Genomic DNA, 24,906 nt, shown 5'->3' on the forward strand with positions numbered 1-24,906 from the left:
CATCGGAGCCGGCCCAATGTAAGGTTACCACGGACTTTCGAAGCGATGTCGTGCAAAATAGTAGCCTGTCGTGTGAATTTATTTCGACTGCTCCCGCTCCTCAGCTTGCATATAACACTGACCTGTAGCCCGAATTGGAGCCAGGCAGATGTCGTTCAAAGGCGTTATTCCGCCCGTCACAACGCCCTTTCATGCGGACGGATCGATCGACCGTGACGGCTTCTGCGTCATGGTCGAGCACCTGGTCTCGACTGGCGTCCACGGTATCATTGTCGGTGGCACGACAGGCGAGTACTACGCCCAGTCACGCGATGAACGTGTCAGCCTGCTTAAGCTTGCCAGGAGCGTGGTGAAGGGGAGGATGCCTCTCATCGCCGGCGTCGGCTCCATTCGCACCGACGAATGCATTGAATACGCGCTAATTGCAAAGGACCTCAAGTATGACGGCATTCTAATCGGCTCGCCGTACTACGCCGTTCCCACGCAGCTCGAACTTGCCAACCATGCTCTGGCGATCGACAAGGCCGCCAATCTACCGGTGATGCTCTACAACTATCCCGGGCGCACCGGCACGATGATGGATCTAGAGTTCCTGGACCGCGTCGGTCGCAGCTCCAATTTCTGTGCCATCAAGGAATCCAGCGGCAGCATGAACCAGCTGCACACCTTGGCTCGCGACTATCCGCATATCGACCTGTTCTGCGGCATGGATGATCAGGCGCTCGAATTCTTCGCCTGGGGCGCAAAAGGGTGGGTCTGCGGCGCCGGCAACTGCCTACCGGCAGAGCACCTCGCGCTGTACGAAGCCTGCGTGATCGAGAAGGACTTCACCAAGGGCCGGCAGATCATGTCGGCGCTTCTGCCTCTGATGAGGCTTCTCGAACAGGGCGGCAAATTCGTCCAGAGCATCAAGTTCGGGTGCGAATTGGCTGGATTGCCGGCTGGGCCCGTGCGCCTGCCGATGCGGGCACTCGGCGACGAACAGAAGCGGGAACTCGAGTCGACAATCCGCACCCTTAAGGCAGTTATCGCGTCAATCACTGCAAAATCCCAGAAGAGGGCCTCCGAGAATGTCATCGCTATTAACGCGTGATGAGTACCAGAACCTGGCCGACAGCCTGCCACTGCCGACCAGCGCAGTAATTGACGGCAAGGCGCGGGCTGCACAATCTGGGGATACTTTCGAGACCATCAATCCCGCGACAGGGCAGGTCATCGCCAAGATCGCTTCCTGCGGCCAGGCCGATGTCGATCTCGCTGTCGAGAAGGCGGGACTGGCGTTTGAATCGGGCGCCTGGTCGCGTGCGCATCCGAGCGAGCGCAAGCGCGTTCTGCGGCGGCTCGTTAAACTGATGAAGCGAAACGCCCATGAGCTTGCAGTGCTTGAGACGCTCGAAAGCGGCAAGCCGATCTACGACGTCGAAACCATAGACATCCCCGAGGCTCTGCATTGCCTGGAATGGCATGCGGAAGCCACCGATAAGCTCTACGGCCAGACGTCACCTTCGGGCGACGATGTCGTGTCGATGATCGTGCGCCAGCCGCTGGGCGTGGTCGCCTGCGTTCTGCCCTGGAATTTCCCGATCCTCATGCTTGCCTGGAAGATCGGTCCGGCACTTGCGACGGGCAACTCCGTCATTGTCAAGCCGGCCGAGCAGACCAACATGTCGACGTTGCGCATCGCCGAACTGGCGCATGAGGCTGGGCTGCCGTCAGGCGTCCTGCAAATCGTCACCGGTCCGGGCGAAGTGACCGGCAAGGCACTCGGCGTGCATCCCGGTATCGACATGGTCGCCTTCACCGGGTCAACTGACGTCGGCCGGAAATTCTTGGAATATTCCGCCAAGTCCAATCTCAAGCGCATCGCGCTCGAATGCGGCGGAAAGAACCCATGCATCGTGCTGGAAGACGCCGGGAACCTCGACGTTGTTGCACAGCATGTCACCCAAGCTGTTTTCTGGAACATGGGCGAGAACTGCTCGTCCAATTCCCGCCTGATCGTGCACGAGAAGATCAAGGATCGCTTGGTGGAAACCGTCCTCCACAAGCTAAAGGAATGGCCTTTGGGCGAGCCGCTGGATCCGGGCAATCGGCTCGGCGCCATTGTGTCGAAGGAGCAGTTCGACCGCATCATGGGCTACATCAAGAAGGGGCGGGAGGAAGGCGCCAGGATCGTCACGGGCGGCAACGCCCACAAGCATGGCAAAGGCTATTTCATCGAGCCGACCGTATTCGACGATGTCACGCCCGAAATGACGATTGCGCGAGAGGAGATTTTCGGCCCAGTGCTGTCGGTAATCAAAGTGGCCAACGCTGACGAGGCGCTCCGGGTCGCCAACGATACGCAATACGGGCTTACAGCTTCAATCTTTACCGCCAATCTCGGCAAGGCGCATCGCATCGCAAGGGACATTCGCGCCGGGACGGTGACCATCAACTGCTACGGCGAAGGGGATGTCTCGACTCCCTTCGGCGGCTTCAAGCTTTCGGGCTTCGGGGGACGAGACAAGTCATTGCATGCCCACGACCAATATACTGAACTCAAGACCATCTGGGCGGACATCTCCGATCCTAAAGTCTCGCGTTCGGTAGACTAGCCTGGTCGCACCGATGAGCGATTATGAGGCTGTCCGCACGCCTGCGGACACATCCATGCCCGGTTGGTACGGTATTCTGCCGCCTCCCAAGGCACCTGAGGTGCTGCGCGGCCGTCACAAAGCGGACTGGCTCATTGTAGGAGCTGGGTTTGCTGGATTGGCGGCCGCGCGGCGCCTCTCACAACTGGTGCCGAACGAGCGCATAGTGGTCGTCGACGCTCAGCGCGTCGGCTGGGGTGCTGCCGGGCGCAACTCCGGCTTCATGATCGACCTTCCGCACGAGCTCGGTGGGGAGCATTACGGCGGAAGCCAGGATCACGATCGCAAACGCATCCGCATGAACCGGACCGCGATCGAATTCTCTGCTTCGGCGGCGGACGAATACGGGTTACAGAAATTCTTCCTTCGGGCCGGCAAATACCATGGAGCTGCAACCAATCACGGTGTTGCGGTTCTGCGCGAATTCGAAAAGCACCTGACGGGTTTAGGCGAGCCATTCGAGCGGCTCGACGCGCTGCAGTTGAAGGAAATCACTGGAACCGATTTCTTCGTCGGCGGTACCTTCACGCCAGGAACGGTAATGGCACAGCCGGCCGGCTTCATCCGTGGACTCGCCGAAGGCTTGTCGAGGCGTGTGCAGCTATTCGAGAATTCCCCGGTCATATCTTTGCAGACCGGCAAACTGCACACTGCCAAGACGGCTGAGGGCGAGATCACCGCGCCCCGGCTGATACTGACAGTCAACGGTCATCTCGAAAGTTTTGGTTACTTCAAGAATCGCCTGCTGCACGTGTTCACCTACGCCAGCATGACGAGGCCGCTTTCCAAGAGCGAACAGACAGCGGTGAGAGGGGAGCCGCATTGGGGCTTGATCCCGGCCGACCCGATGGGATCAACCATCCGGAGGATCGGCGATCGGATCGTCGTCCGCAACACCTTCACCTATAATCCGGACATGTCCACCAGCGAGAAGCAGATTCGTCGGATTGGCGCCGTGCACGATCGATCATTCCGGGCGCGCTTCCCGATGCTGGGTCAAACACCGATGCAATTTCGCTGGGGAGGCCACTTGTGTCTCTCCCTCAATTCCGCGCCTGCATTCGGCGAAATTGAAGACAGAGTCTTCGTAGCCGGATGCTGCAATGGCCTGGGAACGGTGCAGGGCACCCTCTACGGGATGCTGGCGGCCGATCTTGCCGTTGGCAGCAGCGAGCCAATGGTTGCAGACGCCCTGAAAGAGCCAGCCCCGATTCAGCTTTATCCAGAACCGCTGATGTCGATCGGAGCGCCGCTGAAGTTGTGGGCGATGCAGAAGCGCGCCGGCAGAGAGCTCTAGCTTTCTCGTTCTTGCGCTGCCACTTCCCGGATCCAGCTACGGAGGCTCTGGGCGGCAGGGGAAAGCGTACGATTTTGATACCATGTGAGATAGTAGCTGCCAGGGGCTGGGAGCTCGAGATCCGTCAGTCTGACGAGTTTCCCCTCGTCAATTTGCGCCTTGACTAGGCGATGCCACCCAACAGCCACCCCTTGATCGGCCTGAGCTGCCTGAAGAGCCACGAAGAACTTGCCGAAGCGCCGACCGCGGGTCGGACCATGCGAGACCCCCGCGCGCCGAAGGACCTCGTCCCAGCCAGCCCAGTCGGGGTCTACCCAATCGACATGCAGCAGGGGAAGGTCGGCCAACGATTCCGCCGTTGCATCGCGGTGCTTGCTTGCAAACCCAGGCCCGCATACCGGGTAGATTGTTTCATTGAAAAGGAGCTCAGCATCTTCATTCGACCACGATCCGAACCCGTAGCGGATGCGCAATTCGACCTCGGCGCGGCGGTAATCGCGAGGATTGTCCGAGATAAGGTGGTCAACCGCGATATCCTGGTACCTCGTCCAAAAGTCCGGCATCCGCGGGATCAGCCACGTCGACGCGAAGGCGTCCGTGCACGCCAGGGTGACGTTCTTGGAACGGTCGCCGCGTTTCACATTTCGGACGATGTCTGCGGCCCGCGAAAAACCGGTAGCCAACACGCCGTAAAGGTCTTCGCCGGCGCTTGTCAGCGCCACACCGGTTCCTAATCGGGTAAACAACGGAACCCCGAGTTCGTCCTCGATCGCCTTGATCTGCCGGCTCACGGCGCCGGGAGTGACGTTCAGTTCCGCAGCAGCCAATTTGAATGACAAGTGCCGCGCAGACGCCTCGAAAACAGCCAAAGCAGTCAGGGACGGCAGGTCGTAGTAGCGGCGAACCATCTCAAGCTCCAAACACTTCGATATTCGCCCGACGCGACAGATTGGGCAAGCGAAGCCCAAGATATTGGGAAATCATTTATAATACGACGCGATGGCCCGCGTTGCGACTGAACTATGGCCGCGATCCCCAACCCACCTCCAGAACGTAGGAAAATTGTACGCATCATGCTGCGCGATCTGCGACGCTGCCCAATCCCATGTCCGACGCTGCTAAACCCTAGCATGTCTCTGGGCGATGTCTGGGCTCAACTACTCAACAAGGGGGTGAGACTTTTGCAGGGCTGCCCCACTAGTCTTCGTACGCCGTTGAGAGATTATGAGCCGAACTTTCCCTCTCAGAGATGGCTTGATATGACTGGCCTTGAAAAGAAAACTGCGGTGATAACAGGCGCGGCGGGAAGTATCGGGCAAGCGATCTCCAAGCAGTTCGTCGCCAACGGCTTTCATGTGATTGCCGGCGACGCCGACCAGACTGGCATGGACCAGCTCGAGGCCGAACTCAATCGAATCGGGCAGAATGTCTGGAGCAAGGCCGGCGACCTCAGGAACAAGGCTTATTGCGAAGAGTTGATCGACTATTCCATCCAGATCACAGGCAGGTTGGACGTGCTCGTCAACAATGCCGGGATCATCACGAGGGGCAATATCCTCGAGACGACCGATGAGGATTGGGAGCGGACGTTCGACATCAACCTGACATCGATATTCTACACGTGCCGGAGGGCGATCGGCCATATGAAGGGGCACGGCGGCGGCGCGATCGTGAACATCGCATCGTGCTGGGGACTTTATCCCGGACCCGGGCATGCCGCCTACTGCACCAGCAAGGCGGCCGTCGCGACGTTGTCGAAGTGCCTTGGCCGCGACCATGCCGGTGACGGGATACGAGTCAACGCGGTGTGTCCGAATGAGGTCAACACGCCGATGCTGCGCACCGGCTTTGCCAAGCGCGGCTTCAATCCCGACACTGCCATAGCGGAGCTCAACAATACGGTTCCGCTCGGGCGCATTGCCGAGCCGGAAGACATCGCCGATGCGGTGTATTTCTTGAGTTCCAATGCCGCCCGCTACATCGCCGGCACGACGGTTGAGGTGAACGGCGCCAAGCCGGTCTATTGAGGACACCCTATGGCTGACAGACTTGCAGGAAGAATCGCTATCATCACTGGCGGCGGCCGTGGCATCGGCGCCGGCATCACGCGACGTTTCGTGGAGGAGGGAGCCAAGGTTGCCATTGTGCAGAGGAACCCGCCACCCGACGAGATCCTCAACGATCGCACCATTTACGTGAAGGCGGACCTTGCGAACTCCGAGCACATCGCTTCGGCCGTTCAGGCCGTCGTCGAGCGACTTGGCGGCCTTGACATCCTCGTCAACAACGCCGGGATCATGTTCGAGAAGACCGTCGAGGAAATGACCGAGACGGACTGGGACCAGATGATGAACATCAACCTCAGGGCCCCATTTTTGTTAACGAAGGCGGCAATGCCGCATCTTCGCCAGCGAGGTAGTGCAAGCATCGTCAACATTGGCTCGATTGAAGGCTTGGCGTCTAATCCGGGTCACCCTGCATATTCCGCTTCGAAAGCTGGCATTCACGGCTTTACAGCAGCCGTCGCCGTGGACCATGGGCACGAGGGTATCCGGTGCAATGCCATTGCGCCGGGCTGGATCAATTCTGACCTCAGTGAGATCTACATCGACAGCATGGCTGACAGTTCGCGTGTCCGCAGGGAACTGCTCGCCATGCATCCGGTTGGACGTCTTGGTGAGCCGACTGATGTCGGAAACCTTGCCGTTTGGCTTGCCTCGGAAGAGAGCTCCTTCGTGACCGGGCAGGTCTACGTCATCGATGGCGGACGCACCAAGAAACTGCCGCTGCCGATTCCGTGAAGAGGAGGAGCCCGGCCATTGATCGGGCTTCATGTTTGTCAGGCGGTCGGATCAACTTTCTCGCTAATCCGCCCTGGTGATGCGATCGATCAGGATTGCCAAGACAACTACCGCAAGGCCAGCTTCCCCAACTTGGAAGCGAGAGATCGATCGGATGATCTCATCGCCCAGGCCACCGGCGCCTATCATGGACGCGATGATGACCATCCACAACGACATCATCACGCACTGATTGACGCCCGCCATAATCGACCGGAATGCCAGCGGCAGTTTGATTAGGAACAGCACGGCCAGGCGACTTGCGCCAAAGGCCTCGCCCGCCTCAACCATTTCCGGATCGACCATCTTGAGACGATGGGCAGTAAGCCTGATCGGCAGCGGCATGGCGAAGGTTGCATCTCCTCGCGAATGAGCGGGTCGAGCGCGCTGAACGGCTCGTCCATCAGCAGCACCGGCGTGTCCATCACCAGGGCACGCGCCAAGCCGACGCGCCGGCGCATGGCCGGCTTTCGCGTGCTCATGCAAGGCTCCCGCGCATAATACAGGTGGTAATGCAGGGGTCGGCGCGGACCCCCGCACTCCTTGGGAGGATGCGTGCTACGGGGTCAGGCGAGCCACGGCTCGATGAGCCCTTGCCTTTCCCTTCGCCGATCCACTTTGCAGCGGCGTCTTCAGGCTTCGTCCCGCCGTCGATCCAGCCCATGATCTTGGCTTCCTCCTCATTCGGGATGTGGAACCTCGTCAGAAATGCCTGGGCCTTCGGGAATCTTGGAACCACTCCACATCGGGAGCGGCTCCCAAGTGGTGACCACGATCGGTTCGTTCTTCGAGTAAGCGCGCTGGAAGGCCGCTTCCATCGCCGCCTCGCTGCCGGGGACCAGGTTGAGCTTGAGACCGTAAGCCTTCACCGTTGCGTCCGCGGCCTGCATCAGGCCGGAACCAGCGTCGATGCCGATGATGCCGCCTGGAAACTTGTCGGTATGATCGTTGAGCTCGGCGATGCTCTTGATGTCGACATATTCCGGAACCGCAAGGCCTTGCGTCATCGGGCCTTCCGAAACCCCGACGACTTTGATGGAATCGGCGACTTTCTTTACATAGTCCGCCTGACCGCCGTGGTAGTCGCCTTTTAGCGGCCCATCCCCTGCACATAGGAGTTCGAATAGAGGTCGGCCTTTCCGGTTTGAAGCGACGCATAGATCACGCCCGGCTCCGCCTGCAGCGGCTGGACCTTGTAGCCGAAATCGTCCTCGATGAGCTTCGCGCCGACATAGGTGATTGCCAGCGCGTCGGATCATGCCGCGAAGGCATAGACCAGCGGCCGGGACGCGTCGGCCCTGGCGCCCGTCGTCAGGCCGCTCATGACAAGCGCGGCGGCGCCGCCGGCCTTCAGCAAGGTTCTGCGCGACGTGCTCGCGCTGAGTACATTATTGACGAGATTTGGCCTTGGCATTCAAATCCTCCTGTCGCTACCCATCTGATGCCTATATGAGTCCGAGATTGTCGTTTTTGTTCACCTCGCCTGGATCCGGGAATGGGCTGTTCTGTTCTTGCCCCGCACCAAGCAAGAAACGTGCTACCACGGAACCGCGGGAGCCAGTCGACGCAAAAAAGTCGCCTCCCGATTGACTTTATTTCGCTCGCTTGCGGCAATGCATCATCGTCTCTGCCTGTCGGGATGCCTACGGTCATGGCCGATTACGTCCAAGTTTCCGCGGTATCCGTAAGGCTGAGCTGCGACGTGGAAAGCTCCGCCGCTGCTCGACCCGACCATCACTCGAGTCCGGGTGAGCGAGCCGGCGGCGCAGCCTGCCCTTTAGTCAACACTCGCGTGAGACTTTTGCAGTAGGTGAAGGCTCAAAGCTGCGGCAATAGTTGAGTGCGGTCCGGTTTTGGTCGCGACATATTTGTCTGGAGGCCGGCATGACTGCTCAACTACAGCTCTCTCGTAGAGGCGGGCGGGAAGCGAGGCGGACGATCCGCACCGCGCCAAAGGTCGATATGTTGCCGACGCTGAAGCGCGGCCTGCCGGTGGTAGAGCCGATGGATGCCGAGCAGGTCGAACGCATTCACGAGGCTTCTCTCTCGATCCTGGAAGAAGTAGGCGTGGTGTTTCGCGATCCGATCGCGATTGAGGACTGGAAGAGAGTCGGAGCGGACGTGCGCGCCGATGACCGCGTTCATCTCGACCGCGGCCTGGTCATGGAGCTCATCAAGACCATTCCCGCCAACGTCGAATATTTCGCGCGCGATCCGGCCAAGAATGTCGAACTCGGAGGCGACAAATCAATCTTCGTGCCGATGACAGGCGCGCCGTACATGCGCGATCTCGATGATGTGAGGCGTGGCCCGACGATCGCGGACCTTGGGACCTTCCACAAGCTTGCCCACATGATGCCGGCACTACATTCGTCGGCTCACCATATCGTCGAGCCGATGGACGTTGTTGTCGCGCATCGGCACCTGCACATCACCTATTCGTCAATAAAGCATTCCGACAAGATTTTCATGGGCATGACCACCTCGCCCAAGAATGCCGAGGACGTGCTCGACATGTGCGAGATTCTTTTCGGTGAAGGCTTCCTCGAGAATCATGCAGTCACCACCGGAAACTGCAATGGCAATTCGCCGCTGGTGTGGGACCAGGTCATGCTGGGCGGCATGCGTGCTTTCTGCCGGCGCAACCAGCCCGTCTTGTGCTCGCCCTTCGTTCTCGGCGGCGCGAACACGCCAGCCTCCACCGCGGCGGCAGTGGCGCAGCTCAATGCGGAAGCGCTTTCCGCACTTGCCTACACGCAGGTGGTGCGCGAGGGCTGCCCTGCGATTTATGGGCATTACCTATCGACCGTGTCGATGCAATCGGGAGCGCCGATGGCGGGAACGCCAGAGATTTCGCTCATGAATTTCATGATCGGCCAGATGGCTCGCCGCTATAACGTGCCCTGGCGCACTTCGAACTTGCTTGGCGGCGCCAAGATCTTCGATGCGCAAGCAGGCTATGAAAGTGCGATGACGATGATGGCCGTGCTGCTGTCAGGCGCAAACTACATTTGGCATTCTGCTGGCTGGAATGAAGCCGGCATGCACTGCTCGATCGCAAAATTCGTCGTCGACGCCGAAGTCTGCGCCATGGGCTATCGCATGACGCAAGGCATCCAGTGGGATGATTTCGATGAAGCCCTGGCTGCGATCCGCGATGTCGGACCGGGCGGCCATTACTTTGGCCATCCGCATACACAGGCGAACTTCGAGAAGGCCTTCTTTATTCCGAAACTCTTCGACAATAACTCGGTCGAACAGTGGTACGCTGATGGCTCTAAGGACATCAAGCAACGTGCCCTCGAGCATGCGCGCCTCCTTCTGGCCGAATATGAAGAACCTAAACTCGACGTTGCGAAGGATGAGGAATTGCGCGCCTACATCGACCGTCGCTCGCGGGAAATCCCCGCTGTCGACGCACTCAACGAGGAATACTGAGCACCCTCATGCGCATTGAACGGATCAACGTTTATAAGGTCCAGCTGCCTGTTAAAGGTGGCGCCTATCGAATGGCAAGCGACGACGTTGACGCGCTTGACAGCACCCTTGTCGAGGTCGTGACCGATGACGGGCTGACGGGCTGGGGCGAAACCTGCCCGATCGGACCGGTTTATCAGCCGCATCATGCACTCGGCGCGCGCGCGGCGATTGCCGAAATCGCGCCAGGTCTTATGGGCGCGGAGATTGCCTCGATCAGGCTTCTCGCCAAACGCATGGACGAGCGCCTGAACGGGCATGGCTATGCCAAGGCAGCGCTCGACATAGCCTTCCTTGACCTTCTCGGCCAACGGCTGGGAGTGCCGGTTTCAACGCTTTTGGGCGGCGCCCTGGCGGATCGCGTCCCGTCCTACTATTCGCTAATTGTTAGCTCACCGGACGAAACGGCCAGGATAGCCGCCGACAAGGTGAAGTCAGGTTATCCACGCCTGCAGGTCAAAATCTCGGGGCGAAATCTCGAAGAGGATGTGGCCATCGTTCACAAGGTTTGGGAGGCGGTCGGCTACAAAGCGCGTCTCGCAGTGGATGGCAACAGGGGCCTCACTGTCGCTGCCGCCATTCATCTTGACCGGCTTTGCCACGCGATCCCCTTCGTTTTCGAGCAACCCTGCAACACTATGGATGAGATCGCCACCCTGAAGGGCAGGGTCACGCATCCGGTATATTTGGACGAGAACACCGAAGATCAGAACGCGGTACTCAGGGCGATCTCCCTCGGCATCGCGGATGGCTTTGGCTTCAAGGTCACGCGTCTCGGCGGCCTCACCAAAATGGCGACAATCCGCGACGTTTGCGCCATCCGCTCGCTACCGCACAGCTGTGATGACGCATGGGGTGGCGACATAATCGCGGCGGCTTGCGTACACTTAGCTTCCACTGTGGAGCCGCGCCGTTTTGAGGGCGCCTGGATCGCGCAGGAATATATCGAAGGACATTTTGACGCGAAGAATCCGATTGTCATCGAAAATGGTCACATCGCGGTGCCGCAGCTGCCTGGCCTCGGCGTCAAACCGGAACCCGGCATGTTCGGTCAGCCAGTAGCCTCGTACGCATCCTAGTGAACGCACCCGCCAACATCAGCGCAATTACGTCGTTGGCCACGCCGAAAATTTCGGCGGCGGCCGATCGACCGTTTGACCTGGTGGTTCTTTTGTTACCTGGGTTCTCGCACCTGGCGCTTCACGCATATATCGAACCCTTTCGCATCGCCAACACGGTATCGAGGCTGCCGCTGTTCCGGTGGCGAATCGCGGGGCTTGACGCTCGGCCAATCGAGGGCGCCAACGGCCTTTCGGTTGCTGTCGATGTCGGGATAGACGAGCTGGCTTTCGGCTCGGACGATCGCAGACCGAACCAGCTCGCAATCGTGACGGGCGAGCCGGTAGAACAGCAACTGACGCCTGAGCTCAACGGATTTCTGCGCACGATGGCGCGTCGCGCGGTGCCGATATCTGCGGTTGGGACAGCGACATGGCTGCTCGCTCGGACGGGCCTTCTGGCAGGTACACGCTGCACGATACACTGGTCGCGGCTCGCTGCTTTTGCCGAAGTGTTCAACCAACCCCGCATAAGCGATTCTTTGTTTGTTAAGGACGGCCAGTATTCAACCTGCGCAGGAGAACTGGCAGCCTTCGACCTGGCGGTGGATCTGATCGGCAGCCATGCCGGCGGGTATATTGCACAGGAGGTCTGCCGCCACGCGACTGTCCAAGGTCAGCGCTCAGGATCAAACCGCCAGACTGGGCCATCAGGTCTGGCCTTTGCCGGTGTGAGCGATAAGCTCTTGATGGCAATGCGGATCATGGAAGAAAATGTGGAGTTCCCGCTGAAAATGGAAGAGGTTGCGCAACGGGCCGGAGTATCGCGGCGCCAGCTGGAACGCTTGTTCGCTTCCCATGTCCGACTTCCGCCGGTGCGCCACTATCTCCGGATCCGCACAGACCATGCGAAGCGCCTGATCGAAGGCACGCGGATGCCCATCATCGACATTGCCATGGCCTGCGGGTTTACGTCTGCTTCGCATTTCGCGAAGTGCTTCAGAGCCTTCAATGGGATGTCGCCGCAGCAGTGTCGAGCGATAGTGCCGGCCTGGGTTGGGTCCGGCTTAAGATGAGAGCTTGGTATTGAATTTAGCGGAGAATAGCGGCGCCCCTATCCATGCCGATGTTTGGAGTCGATCTGCCCACCAACAGTCGGAAAGCGGCGCAACGATACGTCCGGATCATAGCGCTCAAAGCGGCGGCTTATCCGATGTTCTCTTCCGTGTCGACAGCGCCAACCATTGGATTGAGGACGGCTTTGATGCCGCCCCGACCGTGGTGGCGCAGGATGACTTCTCACGACTGCATGATGCGGGGCGGCGATGATTTCATTTCACAAGAAGATCTCTCCGATTGCGTGATGGCCGTTCGAACAGTCCAGCGCAGCTGCGGTTGGTGACGACTATGCGAAGATCACGCAGCGCCTTGTGGCATTCTAAAGCGGTCAGCTCTGCTTGCTAAGACCGGCCGCAGTTATGCGGCCCCGGCTTATGGCGGAGTCTCCAGGTCAGAACGGCGCGCAGCAGACGGACAAAGCGATTGAGCTAGGACAATGACGAAGAACATGCCGCCTCTCTTCGAGACATTTCTGGAAAAGTTGTCGGAGAGTGTCGATGAAACAGATTTCCGGGATGCCATGGCTGGGGCGGCCGCAGCACTTGATCTACTCACCTTTGCCTATCTGTCTTTGCCATTGCAGTCTTGTGGCGAGCCCAAGCTGATCTCAAATTATCCACCTCCCTGGACCGCGCACTATCTGCAAAACCAGTATCAGAAAGTCGATCCCGTCATTATGCGTGCGCGGTGTGGCGGCTCCCCGTTTCAATGGCCGGGGTCGGATTTGCGTTGCGTTGAGATGTCGCCGGCTCAAAAGAAGCTATTCGATGAGGCGGCCCAGTTCAGCATCCGGTGCGGTTTGACGATCCCGATTATCGATCGCAGAGGCTGTGTTGCAGCTATGACCTTTGCCGCTGATAAGCCCAATTCCGCCTCCCTGCGCGTTGCTGGGCGATACGAACAGGCGCTCCAACTCATGGCGACATGTTTTCACATTTATGCTCGTCGAAAGCTGTCCGGCAATCGAACAGTGGACGGCGTTTCGTTGACACCTCGTGAATATGAATGCCTTCAATGGGCCGCGCGCGGCAAGTCCTCTTGGGCTGTCGGCTGCATCTTGGGCATCAAGCCGCGTACCGTCGATTTCCACCTCGACAATGCGAAGAAGAAGCTCGGCGTGCACACCAAGGATCAGGCCGTAGCCCTGCTGGCCTCCTCACGATCATCAATTCTCTGAGAAGCTGAATTCGTCTTTGGTTCTGTTGAGCATGAGCACAGGCTGTTTTCGGCTGGCCATTCGCCTCCAATGCAAGGTCATTCCTTCCTCTAGACGCATCATGATGCAACTTATTACGGCTGGTTGGTACGGTGACTTGGCAACGAATTACATGCACCCTCTACGATACCGCGTTTTAATGGGGAGGCCCTACGGATGTGCGGACGAATGTCAGGCGGGCCGACCATGTTTCGCGATACTGTTTGTGCTGTTGGACGGAAAGACGGCGCCCAAGGAACCGAGCGTCTGGGAAAGCACCGCCGTGCGCTCGATTTTACGTCATCCACCCCCGAAGCGGGCCGGTGGCGTTCTGTTGGTGTTACGAGCTCTTCACAGCTATGATCGAGTTCGGCCCGTCGCGCTGTGCCGGCCGAATTGTCACCGTCGCCCATCTGTGCATGGAGCGCATGCTTCGCCGCGCCGGCCGCGCCGATCGGAGAACCCACACAAAAACCCGCGGCGTGGCCGCATATCAACGGCTCCAAGGAGACGGTGGATGCCGTTCGGCTAAATGGCGGGTTCATGAGCCGGCGCTGTGATGACGGGCCCTCCAGGCGCTCGGCGGTTCGCCTGCCGGGGGTGAACGGGAAATGCCGAAACCCTAAATCCTGCCGATCATCTGCGTGGAGGCGTTCGCCGCGCCGTCCAGGACGGTACGCGCTCAGAGAGACGAGTACAGGGATTTCGTTGCTGAGGCGAAATGGAGCGCAGGTGTAATTGTTCAGCCGGCGAACAATTTCTTGTAGCCAGTAGTGACCATCCAGTTCGCACGGTCGAGATGACTACGAAGAGCCTTCCTGGCGCGCTCCGGTTCGCGTGCTGGATCGATGCCGAGGATGACGTGGGCCATCTCTTCTTCGCTCGCATCATCGGCGGAGGCGTCTAGGAGCCGCATATAAGTCGTGAAATGCGCTGTATCGTAGGCCGTGAGGCTGTCCGACCAGTGCACTTCGTCAGCAATTGGCGTGTTCGACTTAGGCTGTAACATCGCTGGTTATACCTCCGGAAAACGGCCTCCGCGAAGCCCTCCGCCAGCGGATTTAGAAACTCGATGTGGATTACATATTATAGTTGATAAACTCAAGCTGCGTAATCCGCTGGCTGTCGTGCATGGATATGCGCAGGTTGGTCGGACGTAATGTGCAGAGGATCAGGCTAAGGAAGCGTCTGACGCAGGAGCAGCTTGCCGAGATTTCCGGGTTCAGCCAGCAGTACATCAGCGGCTTGGAGAAAGGCCGAAGAAATCCGACGATCATAACGATCTATGAACTGGCATTGGCCCTCGGCGTCAGCCACACGGATCTGGTTAGGCCCGACAAACAGGCCTGACGCACCCGACTTACAAGTAATTGCTACGGCCTCGCGCGCCTGACGGCGCGCGGGGACGTTCGTCAACCGCGCCCCGCCTTCTTCGAGAGGCTTAAGTGATCTCACCCCGTTCGGCATCGCGCCGCTGGCGCGGGGCAGCCTGTCGGCTGCTACTGGCAAGTACCTGTCGGGTGCAGCCGGAACGCCCACTCAACAACGGCTTCTTCAAGTAACCCGACAATCGGCTGCTATCCGGGATGGCCATTGCATAAAGTTCATCAGAACGTTCCTCCGATTCGGACACGTCCCCCTAGTTACAATGCCCACCCCCTAATGATCCGGTCGACTGGCCCGTGCAGCGCCGGCGTGGAAAAGGGCGCCCGAGGCGCCCTTCATTTTAGATAGGCTGTCAGCAGCCCGCCTTCGCGTTGCGCATCAGAAGCGGTAGGTGACACCTGCGCCTATCAACCAGGGATCGAGCTCCGCCTTTCCAGTCAGCTTCGCGCCGTCGACCGTTACGTCGAAGTCTGGCTTGAGGAACAGCTTCTTCACGTCGAAGTTAACACCCCAGTGCTGATCCACCATGTAGTCGAATCCGACCTGCAGCGCCGTGCCGAACGTATTCTTAACCTTGAGAGCATCGGCGCTGCCGGCACCCTGGTTATAGAAGATCGTGTAGTTCACGCCGGCGCCTACATAGGGCTTGAACGCGCCGAAATCGGTAAAATGATACTGCAATGTGAGCGTGGGCGGCAGCAGCCAAACCTTGCCAATATTGCCCAGCGCGCCGATTGCTCCTTGGCCCTCGATGTTGGCGTAGGTGGTGCCGAGGATAAGCTCGGCGGCGATGTTGCCCGTGAAGAAATAGGAGATATCGAGTTCCGGCGTCACAGTGTCCGAATAGGAGAGACCGGAGCCGGGCACTGCATTGACGTAGCCTGAATCCTCAGTGACGACCCCCAACGCACGCAGGCGGATCTGCCAAGGGCTTGGCCGTTCCGGGACCGAGGCTCCTGCCTGCGGGACGCTCGGGGCTTGCACAAGGTCGGCCGCAACGGCTTGCTGTCCCACCACCATGAGGACGACGGCCGCTGTTGCTCCCCGCGCCACGCCCGTTTGCTTTCTAGCCATGATATCTCTCCTTGCTCTTCAGAAATGATCGATTGCACTATGAAAAACGCTGTTGGAATTGCTTGAGAGAGATTAACGGAGCATCTGCGTGACTGTGCACACATATTTGCACCGTGCTCGTGATCAGCAATCTGTACTCACTATTGAAATGTTGCTCGTGTTGGCACCGGTCATCTATCCCTTGGCATCCGCGAGGTTGAAACCGTCGGCGACGAAGCTAAGAGACTTTAGATCGAATTCGCGATGCACGACCGCATCGCTTCCGCCGCGCGACAGGCGCAGAACGGCTCTTTCCCGTCTCTCCGGCTCGATCGACGTGCCGGCCCAGATTCAGTCCTCTCCGTCGCTAACGGCGACGGCGTCCAGATCGAGCAGTGCCTCCCATTGGGGCTCCGCCTTCATGTAGGAGGCAAGGGTGCTCCGGCGCCACAGTCCGCGCCGGTTGCGGGCATCTTGCCAGAAATTGTAGAGGTAATGACCGTGGCGCTTGATCTGGGGAGTTTTGTCCGGACGGTCGAAAATCGCTGTGAGGGCCGCGCGGTCGCGCTGGAATTTCGTTCCACCGAAGAGCCCCAGTGTCCTGGCCGACTGGCTGGCGGTCCAGTCAAGTGCCCGTTCGCCTTCTATATCTTCAAGCCAAAGATAGGGATCATCGTCGGGAGCATTCAGAGTTGGACGGAAATCGAACGCGGTCATGTCCGTACAACATGAAGAATGACAGCGCAAAGACTTCCTTCCGCTCGGGACAGCTCAGTGTTTGCGGCGGCGACCGCATGCTCGGCGAGCGTGATCATGGGATGAGGTCTTCTCAGTTGGTGCGGCGCGGCAGTGCGTTTGCGCATAGGACTTGCATGTGTCGTGCCAACCAGGAAAATCTTTTCAGAACAATACGATCACTTTGATAGCGCTGTGTCTTATGTCCGACATCGTCGTAGTTCCGACAATGACTGAGACGGTAGGCGCCTGATCGATCTACTGTAAGCGCGGAGCCAATCCCATCTGGCGCGGCATCAGATGATGGGTGAGAGATGATGACACTGAAGGAGCGAGGAGCTTGCGGTGTCAATTTCTATTTCTGCGCCTATGTCTGATGATAGAAGTTTCCATGTTCTTGAGGCGGTTCCGAACCGGAGGCACGCCCGCAGCGTCTGCGGCGCTGGTCGGCGCAAGCGAAGGCACGGCTCTGATCGAGGCGACGCTGAAGCCGGGCGCGAATGTGTCGGCGATCGCGCGAAAGGCTGGAGTGGCGACCTCGCAGCTGTTCGGCTGGCGGCGCAAGGCGATCAAGAGCGGTGCGGTGACGCCGCAGCGGGATGCGGATCGAATTGGCTTTGTCGAGGTCACCCAAGCGGCGTCTTCAACGGTGGAGATCTGTTTGGGCGATGTGGTCATTCGGGCTGGCGCCGATGTCGGCCAGGATCATTTGGCCAGGATTATTCGCGCGGTCCGCCAGGCATGATCCCGTCCGGCGTGAAGGTGTTGGTCGCCAGCCATCCGGTCGATTTTAGAAAAGGTCCCGACGGCCTTCTGGCACTGGTGCGCGATGCCAGCTCGGACCCGTTCAACGGCGCGCTTTACGTCTACCGCGCCAAAAGAGCTGACAGGGTAAAGATCATTTTGTGGGACGGGTCTGGGGTGTGCCTTAACCCTCGTCATTGAGGGCAACGACATGCTCCCGGCGACCGTGCGTTCGGCACTGTTGCCGTTGGTGCGCCAACTGAGCGGACTTGATGCCGAGATCAGGCAGAGCGATCAGGCTATTCTGGCCCTCGCCAAGACTGATGAAATGGCACGCCGTCACCTTGATCAGCGGGCGCCGTCCAGACATGACTATTTTGTATTGCTCGACGGACTGCCTCTGTCGTCGTGGCGCTGCCGTGTAGAACCTGGCCCATAGTGCCTCCTTCCATTCGGAAGAAAATAATGCACCATCGAAGCTCGGGACCAAACACCTAGAGTGCCATTCAGCTTTTTTATTTCATTGTAGACACTCCAGCTGAAATGACGCCCTTGACCCTGCCGCTCTGAGCGCAGCACCCGTGGCAGGCGGCGCTTCCATCGTTCACTTCGCGGCAAAGGCCGATGGCGCCTGAGGAAGTGATGAGGGCCGCGCAACCAAAAACGTTTACCTCGCGGCTTCGGTCCTCGGCCCTTGACTAGTTGGCGGCGATGTACAGGGATTTCCCGAGAGCCTACGTCGACCGTGCAAAGGCCTGCAACTGCTGAGTGAGAGGAGGGACGCTTGGACGAACACGATCCGAAGGAAGAGCTGATCGAGACGATTTTTCGCAACGGCACAATCACCGTCGTCGGCATTCTGCTTGCCTTTTCGCTCGGCTTCGTCACGCATTGGGCGGCGAACCCCATGCCATGGCGGCTCTACGACCTGTTTGCCATTGTGCCGATCCTGGTCGGCATCACGTTGCAGTTGCGGGCGCTGTCCCTGCTACTCGACATGAGTTCGTTGCGCCGACCCATCTACGAACGCGCCAACCGCATCTTCATGGCCGGCCTCATCCTGACCGCGTGCGGCGTCGGGCTGGCCATCCTGCTCGATGTCTTCGCAATGTCGATGAAGGGCACGCTGCCCGGCGCTTGACGGCCTGTCCCTGCGCTTTGGAGCTGCCGCAATCGGCCGACGCGACGCGTCAAATCCGAGGGTTCCTAGTGCTTTCCCCCAAAGCAGCGTCAGCCTTCTTCCCGAAGAACGCTTTCTCTAGATTACATTAGCGGATGTTTAGAGCGCGGGCTTGCCGGAAATTACGTCTCGGTGGCACAACCCGCATAGCTTCTAGGGTGTTGCCAGGAAGACCGATTCGCGGGCGTGGATGGATAAATGCATTGCGCCAGGAAGAGGCTCGGCAGGTTGCGTGCGCGCATTGCCGAACTGGAGCGCGATCTCGTGGCGATTACACCTCAGGGGCGCCATCGGCGTTTCGAAGCCGGACATGAACTTCGCAATGCGAAGTGCCGCCTGAAGCGTCTCGAGGAATGCATCGCTGAAATACCGGACAAATGTGGCCGTTAGCGCAAGCTTCGCCGCTCTCAATCTTTGCCACGCGGTCGGCTGGTCGGCGGGGAACAGATGCCGATCGTGCGGGTACTCTGTCCGGCAGAGACGCAAGGTTCTGCACTGTCCGTTCATGAAGACGTCGTGCTGGTCTCCACAAGAGAAGTATTCTGGTGCAGAAGGTGCCCGATTAGCTATCGGAAAAAGGCGACATCGACGTGCAAATCGGGCGCGCAGTGAGGCGCCCCCCCCAATGTCGGACTTCCGACAGGATCGTAAATCCGCCAACCCATTGTTTAATAAAATTTCCTTCTTTGGCACGGCCCATGCATGGGACTCTGCGAACGCATCAGCGAGACGTCGTCCATGATCATGCGCACCGAAAATGCCGTCGCCGCAGTGAAAACCGCGCTCTCGCCTGCCATCAAACCGCCGAAAGGCCGGCGCGTCATGGTCGAGGCAGGCGATTGCGCCGGCTTCAAACACCTTAGTGGGCCTGGAAAGCTCCTCGCGTGACGGCAAGGGCGCATCCAGACGGGCGGAAAGGACAAACGTCGTTGCCCCACGTCGCCGGCATGACCCGTCGATTGTCACCGCGCTGGAATGCGCGGGTCCACATGCGAAGACCCGAACGCGCAGGACAAATTCTCGCAAGCCCGGTCGGGACTGGGGCTCGAAGTCCGTGAGCGGAGGCTAATGGCTATGGCCGATATTCGCCGCGAACAAGGCGCCTAGTGGGAAGACGCTATAGGAGGAAGCAGGTGGAGTCATCTTGCGTTGGGATCGGTGCTGGCCCGTCCAATTTGAGCCTTGCGTGTCAGATACACGAGCAAGTTGGGAAAGGGGCAGTGTTCCTGGATCGGCAGGTCGACTTCCGCTGGCATCCAGGCATCGGATTCGATTCCTCGGAGCTCCAGGTCAGCCACTTCAAGGACCTGGTCACTCTGGTGAATCCGCGATCAGCCTACACTTTCGTAAACTTCCTGCACGAGAACGGGCGTCTGTATCACTTCCTGAACGCACAGTTCGAAGCCGTGCTCAGAGTGGAGTTCGAACAATACCTGAACTGGGTCTTCCACAGGAACCCACTTGTGCGTGGCGGCGAGACAGTGCGCGAAATCCGCTTTGACGGCGAGTTTCGGGTGCGGACGGATAAGGCGGTTCTCGGCGCCAGAAACGTTGTGGTCGGCATTGGCAAGCAGGCGCAAATTCCGCCTCAATTTCAGGGCTGGATTGGACGCAACCTGTTCCACTCATCGGTTTTACTGCACATCCACCCTGAGGTGCGGAGAAAGCATGTCTGCGTTGTCGGCGGAGGCCAGTCGGGAGCCGAGGTGATGTTGCACCTTGTCGGCCTGCCGAACGAACGGCGGCCTGCCTCGATCACTTGGGTCTCGCAGCGCGAAAACTATCTGCCTCTGGACAACAGCCCGTTCACAAACGAGTTGTTCATGCCCTGCTCTTCGGATCGCTTCGCGGCGATGAGCGAGTCGCAGCGTAAGCTGCTCCTGCGGCGTTTCGTGCTTGCTTCGGACGGCATTTCGGAAAGCACGTTGCGCGCAATCTATCAGGCGCTCTACCGCCACGCATTTTTCGAGCCAAACCGATGCGACATCACACTGCGGCCGGGCTGCACCGTCTCGCACTGCATCAACGCCGGACCGGGTCACAGGCTGACCCTGCAGCATGGCATGGACCATGTCGAAGAAGTCACGGCTGACATCGTCATCCTGGCCACCGGTTACGAGAACGCGGTCCCAAGCTTGTTGGAACCGATCATGGGCCGCTTGGAGCAGATCGACAATGAATTAGCTATTCGCGAGGATTTTTCGGTGAGCTGGGACGGACCGTGTGACAGACGCATCTTCGTACAAAATGCGAGCCTCGGGCAGCGCGGCCTGGCCGATCCGAACCTAAGCTTGCTGGCCTGGCGCGCGCGTCGCATCCTCGATAGCCTACTTGGGCGCGCGCCATGCGCGAACCCCGAGCATCCTGGCTTCATCACTCATACGTCGATCGAGAGCTGGCCCGACCACGCAGCCGAAGAAATGGGCAGTGGAATATGACTCGTATGCTTTTGATCATCGGCGGTGGCATCCTAGGAATGATGCCCGCCTGCGCTGCGGCGAACCCCGGAGGCTTCTCCGATATCATCGTGACCGACCAAGCCCTTCGACCAAGCGGCGCATCGCATCACTCTGGGGGCGTGCATTTCCCCTACGGTTGCCAAGGCCGTACCAAGTCGCTCACTCGAAAGACCGCCGTGGTCTTGGCGGCCATGGCTGGGTCGGCAGGTAGCGGATGGTGCCGGCCTTTGGCGATGCGTGTCGTGGTTGAACCGGGTGAAGCGATTGATCCGGCCCAGTTTGCGGAACCCCTAGACCCGGCTGAGCCTGACATAGGCAGTCTCGCGCCGAGCTTCTGCGGACAATATCCGCCGGAGCGGAACGCACTTAGCATCGCCTCCCTCATCACGTGAGTCCGTCTCTGTGGACCCGCAACTTGATCAGCGCCCGACCGCCCTAATTGGCATGTCCAACCAAACCAGTGTTTCCAAGAGGAGGCTTTTCGCATGTTGACTGATGCACAAAGAGAAAAGTGGCAGAAGGACGGATACGTCAGGCTCGAAAGGTTCTTCGATCCAGCGGCTCAGGAAGATATCTCTACCTTTGTCGAAGATATGTCACGCTGGGCCGTCAGCGATGATAAATGGCTCATGTGGTTCGAGAAGACGACGGACAATCGAAAGATCACCTCCAAGATGGAGAATTTTCTCGACTTCCATGATCCATTGCGTCGTTTGCTCTTAGAAGATCAGCGCATAAAGTCAGCGGTCGAGGAGTTGCTTGGCGAAGATTCGCGCAGGCTCAAGGAGTTGCTGATTTTCCACTACCCCGACAGCGGCGGCTATCTCCCGCATCAGGACATTTATCACATTCCACACAAACTCCCGGATCGGATGGTCCATGCGGTGGTTGCCATAGGCATCGACGACTCCGACGAGGAAAACGGCGGGCTTTTCTTCAGCCCCGGCAACCACAAGAAGGGGGTGTTTCCCATGGATGCCGGTGGGGTGATCGACCCTCAAGTTGCCGAAAAGTTCTCCTGGGAACCCGTAGTATGGAAGGCTGGCGACATCTTCATCTTCGACGATTACGCACCGCACTACTCACGACCGAACAAAAGCAATCGTTCTCGGCGGACGCTCTACTTGGTGTTCCAGCGTGCTTCAACCGGCGGGCCGACCCGCGCTGAATATAACGTGCTTAAGCGCGCCCTTAACCCACCCGAGGGCAAAGTGGCCGATCTCGACAATCTCAAGCCCCCAAATGGCATCTTCTATCGCGATTGAGCTCACGCAGGCCAGGCGGAGGCATGCACACGACTGATCGACCGCTCAAAAATGCGCGGACGGTATCGCCGTCTGATTTGCGGGCTCGCGGAGCATCGACCGCAGCCCGTTACGACGCTTTGGCACGTGGATTGTGGAGGTGGTCGCAGGCGGTCTTCTGTGCGCCTACAGCCCGACTAGTGCCCCCCCCTTGGTTGCCCGCTTGCCGGCCCAGAGCTGCACTATCCCTGGCCGGGCCGCCAATGTTCGGACTGCCGTTTCTTTCCACGAATTGCACGGGAGGCTGTTGCGTTGGCAGCCAAAGGTCCCACTGCTTCAACAGCTTAGGTTGGTTGTCATGCGCAAATACACGTTTTCTCGAACGGAGCTGTCGCGGGCGTTCGGTATCGACACGGCCACGCTTGGAACGGGCAGCGCTCGCACGGGGTTTTCATTCGGAAAGGTTGGACCCGGCGTCACATCCGAGCCCCATCGGCACGACGAAATCGAGGCGTTCGTGATCCTGTCAGGATCGGGCAATGTCACCACCGACCGGGGGGAAATCTCGGTCGAGGCGGGCGATGTCGTTCTGTTCCATCCTTTTGAAGCGCATGTGCTGCGCAATGACGGAAACAAAGACCTAGATTTCGTCGCTGTCTACTGGCGAGACGGCGAGGCCGCCCTTGATGCCGCTGCAAAGACCACGACTCCACGCGGCCCAATCTTCGTCTTCTCCACGCCGCCAACGCCAAATGGCGATCTGCATCTGGGGCATCTTTCTGGCCCTTATTTCGGCGCTGACGTCTATACTCGTTTCCTGCGCATGAAAGGAGTGGAGGCCTATCACCTGACCGGAAGCGACGATTACCAGAGCTACGTCGCGACACGCGCCGATGCCGATCAATCGACGCCTGCAAATGTGGCGCGCTACTACGCCGACGAGATTCGCGCCACGCTTGCACATCTCGATTGTGAGATCCACAGCTTCCAAGCCACAATGGACGATGACGGTTACGGCGAGTTCCAAACCGCGTGTTTCCGGAGTCTTCTGAGCAGCGCGGCGGTAGATTTGCGCCAGAGCCCTGCGCTTTTTGATGCTGTGACAGGCCACTATCTTTACGAGCCGGATGTTGGCGGCCTCTGCCCCGATTGCGGCGGCTCCGCCGCTGGCAACATCTGCGAGGAATGCGGTGCCCCAAACCTTTGCCACGACTTAGGTGCAGCGCGGTCACGGCAGTCTGCCGAGGCGCCGGTGGTCGGCTCCCTCCGCCGTCCAGAACTTGCCATGGACCAATGCTACGACAATATCGACCGGCATCTAAGGGCGTCGGGCGTCCCGCTACGGATCTTGGATCTCTTCGCGCGCCTACGCCAACGCGGCGACTTTTCAGTGCCCATTACCCACCCCTCGGACTGGGGCCTGCCGGCGGAGGGGTTCCCGGGGCAAGTGATCTGGGTGTGGCCGGAGATGGCATTCGGTTTTCTGTACAACATCCAGGCGCTCGGCCGCTCGATGGGTCGCGACTGGAAGGCGGAGATGCCCGGCAACGACTGGCAGATTGTCCATTTCTTCGGCTTCGACAATTCGTTCTACCACGCGCTACTCTACCCCGCTCTTTACGCCGAGGTCTTCTCCCACTGGACGCCACGCATCCGCTATCACGTCAACGAGTTCTACCTGCTCAACGGCAAGAAGTTCTCAACCAGCTGCCGCCATGCGGTCTGGGGCAAGGAGGTTCTGAGCCCAAAGACAGTCGACGTCGTGCGCCTTCATTTGGGCCTGACACGCCCGGAAGGTGAGCGGACGGATTTCACGCTGGACGCGCTGCGCCGCACCGAGAAAGAGGTGTTCCAAAGCATCTGGCTGAACTGGCTTGAGGCGTTGAACCAGGAAATCAAGCAGGATTTTGCCGGCCGTGTACCCGATGCAGGCGACTGGAGCCCGGCCGACCGCGCCTTCTTTGCTCGCATAGAGATCTATCGTGCTGCGATGGAGCGCGCCTATTCGGACGAAGGCTTCTCGGTTCGGCGCGCGGCCACTCAGGTCTGCGAATTCGTGCGCGATTGCGTGATCTACCGCGGGGCGCGAGACTTTGCGGCGGCGCGACGTTTCTATCCTGCCCGCAATCGGACTTCGCTAGCCCTTCAGACGACGGCCGCTGCGATCCTGGCACCGACACTCGCTCCGCTGATGCCCCGCTTCGCCAAAACGCTGGCGCGAGGCATCGATGGCGCCTCAACCGAAACATGGCCCCGGTCCGTCCAGCGCCTTGCGCCCGGGACGCGCTTTGATCTCGGACCCGTGTTGGTGTTCTACGCCAAATCCGGCAATCCTCATCTCGATGACGAGGAAACACTATGAGCCAAAAGGTGCACCAGTGAGCTGTCCCCATCTCGACCAGATCTGCGCGGCAATCAAAGCCGACGATGTCAAATATCTTGACTCGCTGTCACTGGCGAGTGAAGCCGCTCTGAACGGTAGA

At 59.2% G+C, this 24,906-nt stretch carries 26 protein-coding genes and 2 pseudogenes; 17 read left to right on the forward strand and 11 right to left on the reverse strand.

Annotation, left to right across the window (positions count from 1 at the left end; translation table 11 throughout):
- Positions 1-148 precede the first annotated feature (148 nt).
- Genes NKJ67_RS24475 through NKJ67_RS24485 form a run of 3 tightly spaced genes read left to right on the forward strand, consistent with a single transcriptional unit; the run spans position 149 to position 3,933 of the window.
- A complete protein-coding gene (locus NKJ67_RS24475) occupies positions 149-1,093 on the forward strand; it encodes a dihydrodipicolinate synthase family protein (RefSeq protein ID WP_352583589.1) in 945 nt (314 codons plus the stop codon).
- Positions 1,071-2,597 carry an aldehyde dehydrogenase gene (locus NKJ67_RS24480; RefSeq protein WP_352583591.1) on the forward strand — a complete coding sequence of 509 codons (1,527 nt, stop codon included), beginning with the start codon at positions 1,071-1,073 and terminating at the stop codon, positions 2,595-2,597. Before NKJ67_RS24475 ends, NKJ67_RS24480 begins: the two co-directional genes overlap by 23 nt.
- A gap of 13 nt (positions 2,598-2,610) precedes the next feature.
- Positions 2,611-3,933 carry an NAD(P)/FAD-dependent oxidoreductase gene (locus NKJ67_RS24485; protein WP_352583593.1) on the forward strand — a complete coding sequence of 441 codons (1,323 nt, stop codon included), beginning with the start codon at positions 2,611-2,613 and terminating at the stop codon, positions 3,931-3,933.
- Here NKJ67_RS24485 and NKJ67_RS24490 read toward each other — a convergent pair.
- Positions 3,930-4,841, reverse strand: a complete 912-nt coding sequence (locus tag NKJ67_RS24490) for a LysR substrate-binding domain-containing protein (RefSeq protein ID WP_352583595.1) — start codon at positions 4,839-4,841, stop codon at positions 3,930-3,932. The genes NKJ67_RS24485 and NKJ67_RS24490 overlap by 4 nt on opposite strands.
- Positions 4,842-5,006: 165 nt before the next feature.
- Between NKJ67_RS24490 and NKJ67_RS24495 the strand changes: the two genes are divergently transcribed.
- A complete protein-coding gene (locus NKJ67_RS24495; protein ID WP_352583597.1) occupies positions 5,007-5,960 on the forward strand; it encodes an SDR family NAD(P)-dependent oxidoreductase in 954 nt (317 codons plus the stop codon).
- Positions 5,961-5,969: 9 nt separating this feature from the next.
- Complete coding sequence (locus NKJ67_RS24500; RefSeq protein WP_352583599.1) at positions 5,970-6,734, forward strand: SDR family NAD(P)-dependent oxidoreductase; 765 nt, start codon at positions 5,970-5,972, stop codon at positions 6,732-6,734.
- Positions 6,735-6,797: 63 nt separating this feature from the next.
- Here NKJ67_RS24500 and NKJ67_RS24505 read toward each other — a convergent pair whose 3' ends face one another.
- The 6 genes and pseudogenes from NKJ67_RS24505 to NKJ67_RS24530 form a co-directional block, all read right to left on the reverse strand.
- Positions 6,798-7,118 (reverse strand): ABC transporter permease subunit, encoded by a 321-nt coding sequence (locus tag NKJ67_RS24505; RefSeq protein ID WP_352583601.1) that lies wholly within the window; start codon positions 7,116-7,118, stop codon positions 6,798-6,800.
- 8 nt (positions 7,119-7,126) lie between these two features.
- Positions 7,127-7,234, reverse strand: a pseudogene (locus NKJ67_RS24510) (choline ABC transporter ATP-binding protein); the annotation flags it as partial.
- Between the two features lie 17 nt (positions 7,235-7,251).
- On the reverse strand, positions 7,252-7,512 hold the full coding sequence (locus tag NKJ67_RS24515) for a glycine betaine ABC transporter substrate-binding protein (protein WP_352583603.1): 261 nt from the start codon (positions 7,510-7,512) through the stop codon (positions 7,252-7,254).
- A pseudogene (locus tag NKJ67_RS24520) lies at positions 7,454-7,834 on the reverse strand (glycine betaine ABC transporter substrate-binding protein); the annotation flags it as partial. The gene NKJ67_RS24515 and the pseudogene NKJ67_RS24520, both read right to left, overlap by 59 nt.
- A 29-nt stretch (positions 7,835-7,863) precedes the next feature.
- The gene (locus tag NKJ67_RS24525) at positions 7,864-8,019 is read right to left on the reverse strand and encodes a glycine betaine ABC transporter substrate-binding protein (RefSeq protein ID WP_352583730.1); all 156 of its coding nucleotides are present in this window, start codon (positions 8,017-8,019) and stop codon (positions 7,864-7,866) included.
- Positions 8,020-8,028: 9 nt separating this feature from the next.
- Positions 8,029-8,187: a hypothetical protein gene (locus NKJ67_RS24530; protein ID WP_352583605.1), complete on the reverse strand. Its 159-nt coding sequence runs from the start codon at positions 8,185-8,187 to the stop codon at positions 8,029-8,031.
- Between the two features lie 470 nt (positions 8,188-8,657).
- Between NKJ67_RS24530 and NKJ67_RS24535 the strand changes: the two genes are divergently transcribed.
- From NKJ67_RS24535 to NKJ67_RS24550, 4 genes are all read left to right on the forward strand, one after another.
- On the forward strand, positions 8,658-10,211 hold the full coding sequence (locus tag NKJ67_RS24535) for a trimethylamine methyltransferase family protein (RefSeq protein WP_352583607.1): 1,554 nt from the start codon (positions 8,658-8,660) through the stop codon (positions 10,209-10,211).
- A gap of 8 nt (positions 10,212-10,219) precedes the next feature.
- Positions 10,220-11,329, forward strand: a complete 1,110-nt coding sequence (locus NKJ67_RS24540) for a mandelate racemase/muconate lactonizing enzyme family protein (RefSeq protein ID WP_352583609.1) — start codon at positions 10,220-10,222, stop codon at positions 11,327-11,329.
- Positions 11,329-12,384, forward strand: a complete 1,056-nt coding sequence (locus NKJ67_RS24545; RefSeq protein ID WP_352583611.1) for a GlxA family transcriptional regulator — start codon at positions 11,329-11,331, stop codon at positions 12,382-12,384. The genes NKJ67_RS24540 and NKJ67_RS24545 overlap by 1 nt, the downstream gene beginning before the upstream one ends.
- 491 nt (positions 12,385-12,875) lie before the next feature.
- Entirely contained in the window at positions 12,876-13,604 is a 729-nt protein-coding gene (locus NKJ67_RS24550) for an autoinducer binding domain-containing protein (RefSeq protein ID WP_502905238.1), read from the forward strand.
- Positions 13,605-14,364: 760 nt separating this feature from the next.
- Here NKJ67_RS24550 and NKJ67_RS24555 read toward each other — a convergent pair.
- Entirely contained in the window at positions 14,365-14,631 is a 267-nt protein-coding gene (locus tag NKJ67_RS24555) for a DNA -binding domain-containing protein (RefSeq protein WP_023730015.1), read from the reverse strand.
- A 122-nt stretch (positions 14,632-14,753) separates the two neighbouring features.
- On the opposite strand from NKJ67_RS24555, the gene NKJ67_RS24560 reads away from it, so the two are divergent.
- Positions 14,754-14,972, forward strand: a complete 219-nt coding sequence (locus tag NKJ67_RS24560; protein ID WP_023730016.1) for a helix-turn-helix transcriptional regulator — start codon at positions 14,754-14,756, stop codon at positions 14,970-14,972.
- Between the two features lie 414 nt (positions 14,973-15,386).
- On the opposite strand, the gene NKJ67_RS24565 is transcribed toward NKJ67_RS24560, so the two are convergent.
- Entirely contained in the window at positions 15,387-16,082 is a 696-nt protein-coding gene (locus NKJ67_RS24565) for an OmpW/AlkL family protein (protein WP_352504772.1), read from the reverse strand.
- A 330-nt stretch (positions 16,083-16,412) separates the two neighbouring features.
- Positions 16,413-16,778: a hypothetical protein gene (locus tag NKJ67_RS24570; RefSeq protein ID WP_352583615.1), complete on the reverse strand. Its 366-nt coding sequence runs from the start codon at positions 16,776-16,778 to the stop codon at positions 16,413-16,415.
- 409 nt (positions 16,779-17,187) lie between these two features.
- Between NKJ67_RS24570 and NKJ67_RS24575 the strand changes: the two genes are divergently transcribed.
- The 3 genes from NKJ67_RS24575 (at position 17,188) to NKJ67_RS24585 (ending at position 18,681) form a co-directional block, all read left to right on the forward strand.
- Positions 17,188-17,541: a transposase gene (locus NKJ67_RS24575; RefSeq protein ID WP_352583617.1), complete on the forward strand. Its 354-nt coding sequence runs from the start codon at positions 17,188-17,190 to the stop codon at positions 17,539-17,541.
- Complete coding sequence (gene tnpB / locus NKJ67_RS24580; RefSeq protein ID WP_352583619.1) at positions 17,538-17,741, forward strand: IS66 family insertion sequence element accessory protein TnpB; 204 nt, start codon at positions 17,538-17,540, stop codon at positions 17,739-17,741. Before NKJ67_RS24575 ends, tnpB begins: the two co-directional genes overlap by 4 nt.
- A gap of 583 nt (positions 17,742-18,324) precedes the next feature.
- A complete protein-coding gene (locus NKJ67_RS24585) occupies positions 18,325-18,681 on the forward strand; it encodes a hypothetical protein (RefSeq protein ID WP_352583621.1) in 357 nt (118 codons plus the stop codon).
- A 192-nt stretch (positions 18,682-18,873) separates the two neighbouring features.
- On the opposite strand, the gene NKJ67_RS24590 is transcribed toward NKJ67_RS24585, so the two are convergent.
- On the reverse strand, positions 18,874-19,227 hold the full coding sequence (locus tag NKJ67_RS24590; RefSeq protein WP_352583623.1) for a hypothetical protein: 354 nt from the start codon (positions 19,225-19,227) through the stop codon (positions 18,874-18,876).
- 231 nt (positions 19,228-19,458) lie between these two features.
- On the opposite strand from NKJ67_RS24590, the gene NKJ67_RS24595 reads away from it, so the two are divergent.
- The 4 genes from NKJ67_RS24595 (at position 19,459) to NKJ67_RS24610 (ending at position 24,785) form a co-directional block, all read left to right on the forward strand.
- Complete coding sequence (locus NKJ67_RS24595) at positions 19,459-19,608, forward strand: iron-sulfur cluster assembly accessory protein (RefSeq protein WP_352552306.1); 150 nt, start codon at positions 19,459-19,461, stop codon at positions 19,606-19,608.
- 245 nt (positions 19,609-19,853) lie between these two features.
- Positions 19,854-21,158 carry a lysine N(6)-hydroxylase/L-ornithine N(5)-oxygenase family protein gene (locus tag NKJ67_RS24600; RefSeq protein ID WP_352583625.1) on the forward strand — a complete coding sequence of 435 codons (1,305 nt, stop codon included), beginning with the start codon at positions 19,854-19,856 and terminating at the stop codon, positions 21,156-21,158.
- 506 nt (positions 21,159-21,664) lie between these two features.
- On the forward strand, positions 21,665-22,444 hold the full coding sequence (locus NKJ67_RS24605) for a phytanoyl-CoA dioxygenase family protein (RefSeq protein WP_352583627.1): 780 nt from the start codon (positions 21,665-21,667) through the stop codon (positions 22,442-22,444).
- Positions 22,445-22,781: 337 nt separating this feature from the next.
- A complete protein-coding gene (locus tag NKJ67_RS24610) occupies positions 22,782-24,785 on the forward strand; it encodes a class I tRNA ligase family protein (protein ID WP_352583629.1) in 2,004 nt (667 codons plus the stop codon).
- Positions 24,786-24,906 lie beyond the last annotated feature (121 nt).

Origin of the sequence: Mesorhizobium sp. M0088, from assembly GCF_040322895.1 — a bacterium.
Classification (GTDB): domain Bacteria; phylum Pseudomonadota; class Alphaproteobacteria; order Rhizobiales; family Rhizobiaceae; genus Mesorhizobium.

Excerpts from the sequence above, each read along its gene's own strand:
- NKJ67_RS24475 (WP_352583589.1), top strand. The coding sequence starts at position 149 with ATGTCGTTCAAAGGCGTTATTCCGCCCGTCACAACGCCCTTTCATGCG.
- NKJ67_RS24480 (WP_352583591.1), top strand. The coding sequence starts at position 1,071 with ATGTCATCGCTATTAACGCGTGATGAGTACCAGAACCTGGCCGACAGC.
- NKJ67_RS24485 (WP_352583593.1), top strand. The coding sequence starts at position 2,611 with ATGAGCGATTATGAGGCTGTCCGCACGCCTGCGGACACATCCATGCCC.
- NKJ67_RS24490 (WP_352583595.1), bottom strand. The coding sequence starts at position 4,841 with ATGGTTCGCCGCTACTACGACCTGCCGTCCCTGACTGCTTTGGCTGTT.
- NKJ67_RS24495 (WP_352583597.1), top strand. The coding sequence starts at position 5,007 with ATGCTGCGCGATCTGCGACGCTGCCCAATCCCATGTCCGACGCTGCTA.
- NKJ67_RS24500 (WP_352583599.1), top strand. The coding sequence starts at position 5,970 with ATGGCTGACAGACTTGCAGGAAGAATCGCTATCATCACTGGCGGCGGC.
- NKJ67_RS24505 (WP_352583601.1), bottom strand. The coding sequence starts at position 7,118 with ATGCCGCTGCCGATCAGGCTTACTGCCCATCGTCTCAAGATGGTCGAT.
- NKJ67_RS24530 (WP_352583605.1), bottom strand. The coding sequence starts at position 8,187 with ATGCCAAGGCCAAATCTCGTCAATAATGTACTCAGCGCGAGCACGTCG.
- NKJ67_RS24535 (WP_352583607.1), top strand. The coding sequence starts at position 8,658 with ATGACTGCTCAACTACAGCTCTCTCGTAGAGGCGGGCGGGAAGCGAGG.
- NKJ67_RS24540 (WP_352583609.1), top strand. The coding sequence starts at position 10,220 with ATGCGCATTGAACGGATCAACGTTTATAAGGTCCAGCTGCCTGTTAAA.
- NKJ67_RS24550 (WP_502905238.1), top strand. The coding sequence starts at position 12,876 with ATGCCGCCTCTCTTCGAGACATTTCTGGAAAAGTTGTCGGAGAGTGTC.
- NKJ67_RS24555 (WP_023730015.1), bottom strand. The coding sequence starts at position 14,631 with ATGTTACAGCCTAAGTCGAACACGCCAATTGCTGACGAAGTGCACTGG.
- NKJ67_RS24560 (WP_023730016.1), top strand. The coding sequence starts at position 14,754 with ATGGATATGCGCAGGTTGGTCGGACGTAATGTGCAGAGGATCAGGCTA.
- NKJ67_RS24565 (WP_352504772.1), bottom strand. The coding sequence starts at position 16,082 with ATGGCTAGAAAGCAAACGGGCGTGGCGCGGGGAGCAACAGCGGCCGTC.
- NKJ67_RS24570 (WP_352583615.1), bottom strand. The coding sequence starts at position 16,778 with ATGACCGCGTTCGATTTCCGTCCAACTCTGAATGCTCCCGACGATGAT.
- NKJ67_RS24575 (WP_352583617.1), top strand. The coding sequence starts at position 17,188 with ATGTTCTTGAGGCGGTTCCGAACCGGAGGCACGCCCGCAGCGTCTGCG.
- tnpB (WP_352583619.1), top strand. The coding sequence starts at position 17,538 with ATGATCCCGTCCGGCGTGAAGGTGTTGGTCGCCAGCCATCCGGTCGAT.
- NKJ67_RS24590 (WP_352583623.1), bottom strand. The coding sequence starts at position 19,227 with ATGAACGGACAGTGCAGAACCTTGCGTCTCTGCCGGACAGAGTACCCG.
- NKJ67_RS24595 (WP_352552306.1), top strand. The coding sequence starts at position 19,459 with ATGATCATGCGCACCGAAAATGCCGTCGCCGCAGTGAAAACCGCGCTC.
- NKJ67_RS24605 (WP_352583627.1), top strand. The coding sequence starts at position 21,665 with ATGTTGACTGATGCACAAAGAGAAAAGTGGCAGAAGGACGGATACGTC.
- NKJ67_RS24610 (WP_352583629.1), top strand. The coding sequence starts at position 22,782 with ATGCGCAAATACACGTTTTCTCGAACGGAGCTGTCGCGGGCGTTCGGT.